Source organism: Streptomyces sp. NPDC002265 (genome assembly GCF_040296125.1).
Classification (GTDB): Bacteria; Actinomycetota; Actinomycetes; order Streptomycetales; family Streptomycetaceae; genus Streptomyces.
The window spans coordinates 1-9,636 of the sequence record NZ_JBEOWS010000360.1; the positions used below are offsets into that span (position 1 = coordinate 1).

Consider the following 9,636-nt stretch of genomic DNA (forward strand, 5'->3'; position numbering starts at 1 on the left):
CGGAGCGAGCAACTCCCACTCCAGATCGGTGAGTTCATGGCGACGTATCACCCCACCATGATCCACTATCCGATGATCTTTGAAGACGGACCCTAGGGGTGCCATACAGCAGCGAAGTACGGCAACCTCCGCGCCTCCGAACGACCGTCACCAGGCCCACGCAGCCGACTGACGTGCCTGACAGACCTCAGCGGCCCTCCCGCCCATGGTTCGCATCGAGGAGGCCGCGGGGCGTGCCACTTCCGTGCCAGAACAGGCGGGGACTCACGGGGAATTGAGGTTCCCCAGGGTGCGCACGGGCCTACGCCGCCCAAGGCAGAGATTCCCAGGTCACGCCGCAGACCGCCTCACCTCGCTCCTAAAGCGGTGGTCAGCACGGTCGCTGTACGGCCAAGCCTTGGCGTAAGTCCTGGGCGAGTTCGGGAAGATGTTCTTGACGTCTCCCGGATCGACCAGTCCTCGCTCTACGAGGAAGCCAACCAGCTCAAACTGCTGCAGCAGATCTGAGTGCCGGTCTAGATCTAAATGCCTCGGTATCAACGTCATCCGCCGCAACCCCGCACAGCGAGCCGGGTACCGTATGCCCGAACAGCACACCGCCGGACCACATGCGGGTGTGGTCGGGACCGACGGAGAGGGCTGGTAGGAGAGCTATGGAAGAGCCGCGTCGCCTAGGCGGCCGGTACGAGCTGGGCCATGTGCTCGGCCGTGGCGGCATGGCCGAGGTCTACCTGGCGCACGACACCAGGCTCGGCCGCTCCGTGGCGGTGAAGACGCTGCGCGCAGACCTCGCACGCGATCCGTCCTTCCAGGCCCGGTTCCGCCGGGAGGCCCAGTCGGCCGCCTCGCTCAACCATTCCACGATCGTCGCGGTGCACGACACGGGCGAGGACCACATCGACGGGGTCTCGATCCCGTACATCGTGATGGAGTACGTCGACGGGTCGACGTTCCGCACGCTTCTTCACAGCGGCCGCAAGCTGCTGCCGGAGCGGGCCATGGAGATGACCATCGGCATCCTCCAGGGCCTGGAGTACTCCCACCGCGCTGGCATCGTTCACCGCGACATCAAGCCCGCGAACGCCATGCTGACGCGCAACGGCCAGGTCAAGGTCATGGACTTCGGCATCGCCCGCGCCATGGGCGACTCCGGCATGACGATGACCCAGACGGCCGCGGTCATCGGCACCGCCCAGTACCTCTCGCCGGAGCAGGCCAAGGGCGAGCAGGTCGACGCCCGCTCCGACCTGTATTCCACCGGCTGCCTGCTGTACGAGCTGCTGACCGTCCGGCCGCCCTTCGTGGGCGACTCCCCGGTCGCGATCGCCTACCAGCACGTGCGCGAGGATCCGCAGCCGCCGAGCGTCTTCAACCCCGAGATCACGCCCGAGATGGACGCGATCGTGATGCGGGCGCTGGTCAAGGACCCGGACTACCGCTACCAGTCCGCCGACGAGATGCGTTCCGACATCGAGGCCTGCCTCGATGGCCAGCCGGTCGCCGCCACAGCGGCCATGGGCTCCGTCGGCTACGGCGGCTACCCCGGCGATCAGCCGCCGACGGCTCTGCGCACGGACTCCAGCGCCGGCGCGACCACGATGCTGCCGCCGATGAACCGCTACGACGAGCGCCCGGACCGCCGCCGGCAGAAGAAGAACAACAACACGTCGACGATCCTGCTGGTCGTGGCCGGTGTGCTGCTGCTGGTCAGCGCGATCTTCATCGGCAAGTGGTTGGGCAAGCAGTTTTAGTCTGGAAGAGCGCTTTGTCCTACCGGTCGTAACCACTGGCACTGACATCGACGACGCCGGCCAGGAGCGAACGCCAGCGTCTCTGTCCGGCCGCCGCACCAGTCACCGACCTCAGCCGGAGCGGGACTGAATCGAACTCCTAAAGCGGTGGTCAGCACGGTTGCTGCACCAGCGAGGCGTCGCAACCATCGCGACTGGACTCGACTGCCAGCAGTCCCGTATGCCGGGACCTGTCTGGGACCTCCGAGGCCAACCAGCAACGACAGATGACGACCGCTAACGACCGTCCACACGCAGGTCAGTTGAGGTAGGCACCTTGCTGATCAGCGCAGAAAAACGGGCGGTCGAAACCCAGGGCAAGAAGAAGTAACCCGACGCCGACAAGCCCCCGGCCTGCGAATTTCTCGCGGGGCGGGGGCTTTTTGGTGGGGCTGGGCCGTCTGCGGGTCGTGAGCTGCTCGATCGAGCCGTCCTCAGGGCTTCAGGAAGTCCGGCTCCGGCTGTTCCCTCACCTCTGCTTGTGCTCCCACAACTCGGAGGGCCGCGACTGCCGCCTCAGCGTCTTCCTGCGGCACACCATCGAGAATCACGGCGGGAACCTGTGATGCCAGTACCTTGCTGCGCCAGAGGCTCAGTTCCGTCAGCCGACGTACGACCTGAGCGACGTCCAGCACACGGACACCTGGGTCGGTGAGCACTACGTCATTGGGCACGTCGTCGCACACCAGCAAGAAGTATTCGTCTGTCATCGGTCTTCCCCCCTCTTCGGCTGGGAGGGTATGAGCCCTCAACCGTCGTGTCGCGTGGATTTCGCGGCCCCGAGGACGGCGGTCACCGCAGTCCGGTGAAGATCAGCTGCTTGGTCACCGGAGGCCCGGCGGCGACCTTCCACGGCAAGGTGATCTCGACCGGTGGGAACCGCTTCATGAGTGTGGCGTGCGTGGGGGGAGCCGGGGTGAGTGGTGGGTGCTGTGGACGTAACTGCGCCAGGACCAAAGTCGAAAGCCGGCCCATATGCCCGATACAGGCATCGAGAGCCGGTGAGGCCGCGTCGGCGAGAGTTGCCGGAACGCGGCAGAGTTCAGCCGATTTTCTTGCCGGAAGTTGTTACTCACGGCAAGTGGCCAAGTATGTATATTGCTCAAGCAGTCTTCACCGAGTGATTTTTGTTCCGCCGATCGTGATGACGGTTCGAGGTGCGGGGCTATAATGCTCGGCCTTGAAAAATCACGTCATTTTTCGCCTCAAGAGGAGCAACCGTCATGACTTCCCGCCCGACCGCGGACGACTGGTGGATCATCGCGGCCGGTGTCACTGTCGTCTACATGGCCGCGATGTACTGGTGCATGCCGACGCAAAAGGCGAAGCAGCGCATGGTGATAGCCCCGCTGGTCGGTTGGATCTACCTGTTACCCAGCGCTATGGTAAAAGGCTATTCCGCATCGCATGCCCTGTACATCTACAGTGTCGCCCTAGCGATGTTCATCGTCATGTTCGTGCCGGTCGCGAAAAGGGTCGCAGCCGATATTGTGGAACAGGAAGAGAAGCCCTGGCTCAAGGTTCCTCTCAACAGTTTTGCCTGGTATTGGATGCTCGGGGTGTTCACGGTTTTCGCTGCGGGAATGGCCTACCTCTGGCCGTTCCTTGCATAGGCGGGAGCGCTGTTACTCGGCTCCATACGCGTGTCTCACTGTCCAGGACAACTGGACACAGTGGGCGACCGTCAAGCCGGTTCGTAGCCGCAGGTGGGCCGAAAGGCCGTTGGCCGGGGCGCCGTACAAGGGGTGGATTTGTGCGGGGCATATGCCATTCGGGTTGCAGTCGCCGTCGCGGGGGCGAGCCGGGGGAAGTGCGGCGGCGGGGCGCGCGGGGCGGGTTCTAGCCTGGGCCGGCAGGGAGAGCCGTCGGTATCGGGAGCTGCGCGTGGCGGGGCCGGAAGTGTGGCAGTGGCTGGAGGGGCACCGGCGCCTGATGCCGGCCGTCCTGCTCATCGCGGCAGGGGCGGTCGACTTTCTCACGCCACCCACGGTCAGTGCCTCGGCCTTCTACGCGGCCGCGATCCTGATGGCCGCGCCGCTGCTGTCGTTGCGCGGCACCATCGTCACCGGGGTGTGCGCGTTCCTGCTCGACCTGGTCGCGTTCGTGTACTTCGGCCACCACGGAACCGCGCCCGAGCTCAGTGAGCTGGCCATGGTGGCGACGGTGTCCGCGGTCGCGGTCTTCCTCAACCGTCTCCTGCATCACCTCCAGACCCAGCTGCGTTCCGCGCGCGACATCGCCGCCGCCGTCCAGTGCGCCGTGCTGCCGGATCCGCCGAAGGCGAGCGGTCCGCTGCGTTTCGCCGCACGCTACGAGGCCGCACAGACGGACGCACAGATCGGCGGGGACCTCTACGCCGTGCTCGACACCCCGTTCGGCGTGCGCTGTGTGATCGGCGATGTGCGCGGCAAGGGAATGGACGCGGTCAGGGCGGTCGCGGCCAGCATCGTCACCTTTCGCGAGGCGGCCCTGTACGAACCCAGCCTGACCGGGGTCGTGAAGCGGCTGGAGCGGGCTGCCGTCCTGGAGACCCAGCAGTCGGGCAGCGAGACCGAGTTCGAGGGGTTCATCACGGGCGTGGTGGCGGAGTTCCCCCGGCACGAAAGGGCGGTCCGCCTCGTCAACCGCGGCCACCCGGCACCCGTACTGCTCCTGCCCGACGGCGTGCGGTACGTCGAGCCCAGCCGGCCGGCCGTGCCCCTGGGCATGGCGGCCCTGGCCGACGACCCGGCCCCCGTCGACATGGTGGCCTTCCCGGAAGGGGCGACTCTGCTGCTCTACACGGACGGACTGACGGAGGCCCGTGACGACAGGGGCGCCTTCTACGACCCCGTCGCGGGAGCCGCCATATCCCCGGACGCCCGGCCGGAGGCTCTCCTCGACGCCCTGTTGGCCGACGTTCACCGGCACACCGGTGGCCGCAGAGCCGACGACATGGCACTGCTGGCCGTCGCCTGTGCGCCGGAGACCGCGTGACGGCGGGTGCCCGGACAGGTGGCTCAAATTCCCTTTCTGTGCAGGGAAGTTGACCGGCGGCCGTTGATTTCGCCAACCCGGGTGGACGTCGGGGTTAAGTCATGGGACGGGCGGCGAAGGTGCACAACTCCGCGGTGATCCGCTCTGTCTGACGCGGGTGAAGTCACCACCCCGTCCACGAAAGTGGGAGACCGCATCATGCGTCTACGCGCCACCGCCACCGTCAGCGCCTCCGCAGCCCTCGGCGCGGCCCTGGCCGTCACCGCGCTGGCCGGCCCGGCCGCCGGGGCCACGCAGGACGACACACCCACGAGATTCAGCGACATCGTGGTCAACAAGAGGCTCGACTACACCGTCGTCGTCGGGGCCAGGGCGAAGGTCGCCTTCCAGATCTCCGCGACGGTCAACGACCCGTCGGGCGTCCGCAGCGTGACGTACGGACTGTGGCACGGGAACACCCGGGCGCAGGCCGACGGCTTCCTGGCCCAGGTCGGGTCCGGCCGCTGCGTGAAGGCCGGTGCGACCACGTCCAGGTGCGAGGCCGTCGTCGTCGCCGACCCGAACACCAACCCCCGCAGCAACGCCCTCGCCGGTGTCTGGACCGTGGGCGCTGTGGCCGTCGACGGCGCGGGCAACGTCACCCGCCTGGACGACGTCGGCACCGGCATGGCGCGCATCAAGCGCGAGACCCACCTGTCCGGGGCCGACGCCACCCCGGAGCGGGTGAAGAAGGGCAGGACCGTGACGGTCAGGGCCCGGATGACCGTCGCGAGCTGGCAACAGCACAAGGACGTGCCGCTCATCGGGCACCAGGTGCTGCTCCAGTTCCGCAAGGGCAGGAGCGGCGCCTTCGTCACGGTGCAGAAGGTCAAGACCGACCGGAACGGCTGGGTCAGGGGCGCGGTGAAGGCGACGGTGGACGGCGAGTACCGGTTCGCCTTCGCGGGCACGAGCCTCACCCAGGCCAGGAACGGTGCGGCCGACTTCGTCGACGTGAGGTGAGCCCGGACCGCCGGGGCGGGCGGCGTCACCAGACGGACAGGGGGACCGCGTGGATCTCGTCCGCCTTGTGGCCGGCGCGTTCGTGCACGCGCTGGACCGCCTCGGCGGAGGGGGCCTCGGAGAGGCAGTAGACGGTTCCGGTGGCCGGGTCGGCCCAGGCGCGTTCGAAGTGCACCTGCTCCTCGCCCTCGATCGCGAGGTCCGCCTTGTGGGCCGCGTCCAGCTCCTCGGCCGTGATGCCCTGCATGCCGTGGTGGATGTCCATGAACTGGGGCATGGTCCCGCACCTCCTCTGCCTGCCGATCACCTTCCATGCTGCGCCCGTGCGGGCGAGGCTGCGACCGACGGGGTGCGAGGAGGGGCGGGACGCGCGACGGCGTACGACGACCTTCGTCGTCGTACGTCGTCGTACGCCGTGGGCTTCGTCAGCCGCACTGGCAGGGGTTGCCCGACTGGCACCCGCACCCGCAGCCCGAGCCGCAGCCGCACGCGCCGATCAGCGTCAGGCTCCTGATGTCGGCGGGCTGCTCGGTGGGGCGTTCCTGCGCGGGGTCGGGCTGTGTGCTGGGGGATTCGGCCATGGCTCTGGGTCCCTCCTGGAGGCGGTGCCTGTGCCCATTGCATGCCCGCTCCACCGGGCGCATCAACGGCGCACGGTGGCTTCGGGCACGCCCCGGCCGATCCTCTTCGCGCCTGTTCGGATACGGAGGGTCAGGCGCCCTTGGGCCCGGATGCCTGGATGTCCGGCTGGATGTCGGGCTGGAGCTCGTCCGCGTGCTCACCCGTCACCAGGAACACCACGCGCTTGGCGACCGCCACCGCGTGGTCGGCGAACCGCTCGTAGTAACGGCCCAGCAGCGTCACGTCGACCGCGGTCTCGATGCCGTGCTTCCAGCGGTCGTCCATCAGGTGCTGGAACAGGGTGCGGTGCAGCAGGTCCATGGCGTCGTCGTCGGTCTCCAGCTGCATCGCCAGATCGACGTCCTTCGTGATGATCACCTCGGCCGCCTTCGCCATCAGACGCTGCGCGAGCTGACCCATCTCCAGGATCGTGGCGTGCAGGTCGTGCGGTATGGCGTGCTCCGGGAAGCGCAGGCGCGCGAGCTTCGCCACATGCTGGGCGAGGTCGCCGGAGCGCTCCAGGTCGGCGGACATCCGCAGTGACGTGACGACGATCCGCAGGTCGGTGGCGACCGGCTGCTGCCGGGCCAGCAGGGCTATCGCACGGGCCTCCAGGTCGTGCTGGAGCTCGTCGACCTTCTTGTCCGCCTCGATGACACTCTCGGCCAGCTTCAGGTCGGAGTCGAGGATGGCGGTCGTGGCGCGCCCGATCGCCGACCCGACCAGCCGGGCCATCTCCACCAGTCCGTCGCCGATCGAGTCCAGTTCCTCGTGGTACGCGTCCCGCATCAGGTTCCCTCTCGTACGTGTTCCATAGGGGTTTGGGGGGCCGGTCCTCCGGACATGTGAGTCCTCGAACGTCTGAGTCGTCGAACGTTCTAGCACCGGCGGTACGAACCCCACGCTCCCACGTTGCGGCTCGTACGCGTCGGTTTCCGTCACCCGAAATGAACCACTGCTAGCTCCAAGGTGAACTCTGGGCGACGAGTGTTCGAGGTCGCACTTCGATGGCTGTAGCCATCCTGGACGGCATGCCTAACCTGGGGGCATGGACGTGAACGCGGCGGTCGCCGCAGCGGCAGCGATCGCCGGGGTACTCACCGGTGCCATCGCCATGCTGGCGTTCCGCTGGAGCGAACGCGACCAGCAGCGACCCACCAGAACATCCCTGCACACCGATCTCGTGCTCCCGCCGGGGGTGGACACGGTCCTTTCCGTGCTCCGCTCCTCCGCCGTCGTACTCGACGAGGCGGACGCCGTGGTCAAGGCGAGCTCCGCCGCGTACGCCCTCGGGCTGGTGCGCGGGGGCAAGCTCGCCGTCGAACCCATGCTCCAGATGGCCCGGGACACCCGGCGGGACGGCGAGATACGCCAGGTCGAACTGGATCTGCCCAGGCGGGGGACCGGGCGGGGCGAGGCTCTCGCCGTGTCCGCGCGTGTCGCCCCCCTCGGCTCCCGGCTCGTGCTGCTCCTCGTCGAGGACCTCACCGAGGCCCGGCGCATCGAGGCGGTACGGCGCGACTTCGTCGCGAACGTCAGCCATGAGCTCAAGACCCCGGTCGGCGCGCTCTCCCTGCTCTCCGAGGCCGTCATGGACGCCTCGGACGATCCGGAGGCGGTGGAGCGCTTCGCCGGGCGGATGCAGATCGAGGCCACTCGGCTGACGAACCTGGTCCAGGAGCTCATCGACCTCTCCCGGGTCCAGAACGACGACCCGCTGGAGGACGCCGAACCGGTCCGGGTGGGCGAACTGGTCGCCGAGGCCATCGACCGCTGCCGTCACCAGGCCGGCACCAAGCAGATCACCATGGCCGCGGGCGGTACCGCCGACCTGCGGATCTGGGGGAACAGGGGGCAGCTCGCCGCCGCGCTCGGCAATCTCGTCGAGAACGCCGTCAACTATTCGCCGGCCCGCACCCGGGTCGGCATCGCCGCCCGCCGGGTGAGCGTGCCCGGAGGGGACCTCATCGAGATCGCCGTGACCGACCAGGGCATCGGCATCTCGGACAAGGACAAGGAGCGCATCTTCGAGCGCTTCTACCGGGTCGACCCCGCCCGCTCCCGTGCCACGGGCGGTACGGGCCTCGGGCTGGCGATCGTCAAGCACGTGGCCGCCTCGCACGGCGGGGAGGTCACGGTGTGGAGCTCCGAGGGTCAGGGCTCCACGTTCACTCTGCGGCTGCCGGAGGCGGGTGCGGCCCGCGACCGCGCCCAGCAGCATCCCGACCCCGACCACGTGAACGACACCTACGACGATCATGTGAACGACGAATACGACGACTACGACGAGGACATCCCCGAGAACGTCATCGACAGCGTGGTCGAGAACGTCGTCGAGCCCGTCGTCGAGCCCGGCGGGGCCGCACATCCCGCTCGTCCCTCGCGGACCACATCCCCCGACTCAACCGCGTACGAAACGCTTTCCGCCCCGGAGGTCCTTCCGTGACCCGTGTGCTTGTCGTCGAGGACGAGGAGTCCTTCTCCGACGCCCTGTCGTACATGCTCCGCAAGGAGGGCTTCGAGGTCGCTGTCGCGACCACGGGCCCCGACGGGCTCGACGAGTTCGAGCGCAACGGCGCCGATCTCGTCCTGCTCGACCTGATGCTGCCGGGGCTGCCCGGCACCGAGGTGTGCCGTCAGCTGCGCGGCCGCTCGAACGTCCCGGTGATCATGGTCACCGCCAAGGACAGCGAGATCGACAAGGTGGTCGGTCTGGAAATAGGAGCCGACGACTACGTCACCAAGCCGTTCTCCTCGCGCGAGCTGGTCGCCCGTATCCGGGCGGTGCTGCGCCGCCGGGGCGAGCCCGAGGAGGTCACCCCGGCCGCGCTGGAGGCCGGACCGGTCCGGATGGACGTCGACCGGCACGTGGTCACCGTCTCCGGCTCGAAGGTCGACCTCCCGCTCAAGGAGTTCGACCTGCTGGAGATGCTGCTGCGCAATGCGGGCCGCGTCCTGACCCGTATGCAGCTGATCGACCGGGTCTGGGGCGCCGACTACGTCGGTGACACCAAGACCCTCGACGTCCACGTCAAGCGCCTGCGCGCGAAGATCGAGCCGGACCCCGGTGCGCCGAGGTACCTGGTGACGGTGCGCGGCCTCGGCTACAAGTTCGAGCCGTAGACAGCCGCCGGGAGCCGGGTGCGTGCCGGAGGGATCCGGCACTCCAGCAAGGGGTCTAGGGGGGCCCCCCGCAAGAGTGGGCCCGACCCCAGCACGGGGTTCTCCTGCACAGGCGGTATCGACC

General features: G+C 68.1%; 9 protein-coding genes and 1 pseudogene. 6 read left to right on the top strand and 4 right to left on the bottom strand.

Features of this window, described 5'->3' with window-relative positions:
- Positions 1-653: 653 nt before the first annotated feature.
- Positions 654-1,733, top strand: a pseudogene (gene pknB / locus ABT085_RS38790) (Stk1 family PASTA domain-containing Ser/Thr kinase); the annotation flags it as partial.
- Positions 1,734-2,224: 491 nt separating this feature from the next.
- On the opposite strand, the gene ABT085_RS38795 reads toward pknB, so the two are convergent.
- Complete coding sequence (locus tag ABT085_RS38795) at positions 2,225-2,500, bottom strand: ribosomal protein L7/L12 (protein ID WP_351619363.1); 276 nt, start codon at positions 2,498-2,500, stop codon at positions 2,225-2,227.
- 513 nt (positions 2,501-3,013) lie between these two features.
- Between ABT085_RS38795 and ABT085_RS38800 the strand changes: the two genes are divergently transcribed.
- The 3 genes from ABT085_RS38800 to ABT085_RS38810 all read left to right on the top strand — a co-directional run bounded on the left by ABT085_RS38800 (position 3,014) and on the right by ABT085_RS38810 (position 5,768).
- Complete coding sequence (locus tag ABT085_RS38800; RefSeq protein ID WP_351619365.1) at positions 3,014-3,403, top strand: hypothetical protein; 390 nt, start codon at positions 3,014-3,016, stop codon at positions 3,401-3,403.
- Between the two features lie 271 nt (positions 3,404-3,674).
- Positions 3,675-4,766, top strand: coding sequence for a PP2C family protein-serine/threonine phosphatase (locus ABT085_RS38805; protein ID WP_351619368.1), 1,092 nt, complete (start codon positions 3,675-3,677; stop codon positions 4,764-4,766).
- Between the two features lie 198 nt (positions 4,767-4,964).
- A complete protein-coding gene (locus tag ABT085_RS38810) occupies positions 4,965-5,768 on the top strand; it encodes a DUF5707 domain-containing protein (RefSeq protein WP_351619370.1) in 804 nt (267 codons plus the stop codon).
- Between the two features lie 25 nt (positions 5,769-5,793).
- Here the strand turns inward: ABT085_RS38810 and ABT085_RS38815 are convergent, their stop codons facing one another.
- From ABT085_RS38815 to phoU, 3 genes are all read right to left on the bottom strand, one after another.
- Positions 5,794-6,045, bottom strand: a complete 252-nt coding sequence (locus tag ABT085_RS38815; protein WP_351619373.1) for an SCO4226 family nickel-binding protein — start codon at positions 6,043-6,045, stop codon at positions 5,794-5,796.
- A 148-nt stretch (positions 6,046-6,193) separates the two neighbouring features.
- Positions 6,194-6,349, bottom strand: coding sequence for a hypothetical protein (locus ABT085_RS38820; protein WP_351619375.1), 156 nt, complete (start codon positions 6,347-6,349; stop codon positions 6,194-6,196).
- A gap of 130 nt (positions 6,350-6,479) precedes the next feature.
- The gene (phoU, locus tag ABT085_RS38825; RefSeq protein WP_351619378.1) at positions 6,480-7,178 is read right to left on the bottom strand and encodes a phosphate signaling complex protein PhoU; all 699 of its coding nucleotides are present in this window, start codon (positions 7,176-7,178) and stop codon (positions 6,480-6,482) included.
- Positions 7,179-7,437: 259 nt separating this feature from the next.
- Here phoU and ABT085_RS38830 point away from each other — a divergent pair, with 259 nt between their 5' ends.
- Both ABT085_RS38830 and phoP read left to right on the top strand, forming a co-directional pair.
- Positions 7,438-8,835, top strand: a complete 1,398-nt coding sequence (locus ABT085_RS38830; protein ID WP_351619380.1) for a sensor histidine kinase — start codon at positions 7,438-7,440, stop codon at positions 8,833-8,835.
- 5 nt (positions 8,836-8,840) lie between these two features.
- Complete coding sequence (gene phoP, locus ABT085_RS38835) at positions 8,841-9,512, top strand: two-component system response regulator PhoP (RefSeq protein WP_004000192.1); 672 nt, start codon at positions 8,841-8,843, stop codon at positions 9,510-9,512.
- Positions 9,513-9,636: the final 124 nt, after the last annotated feature.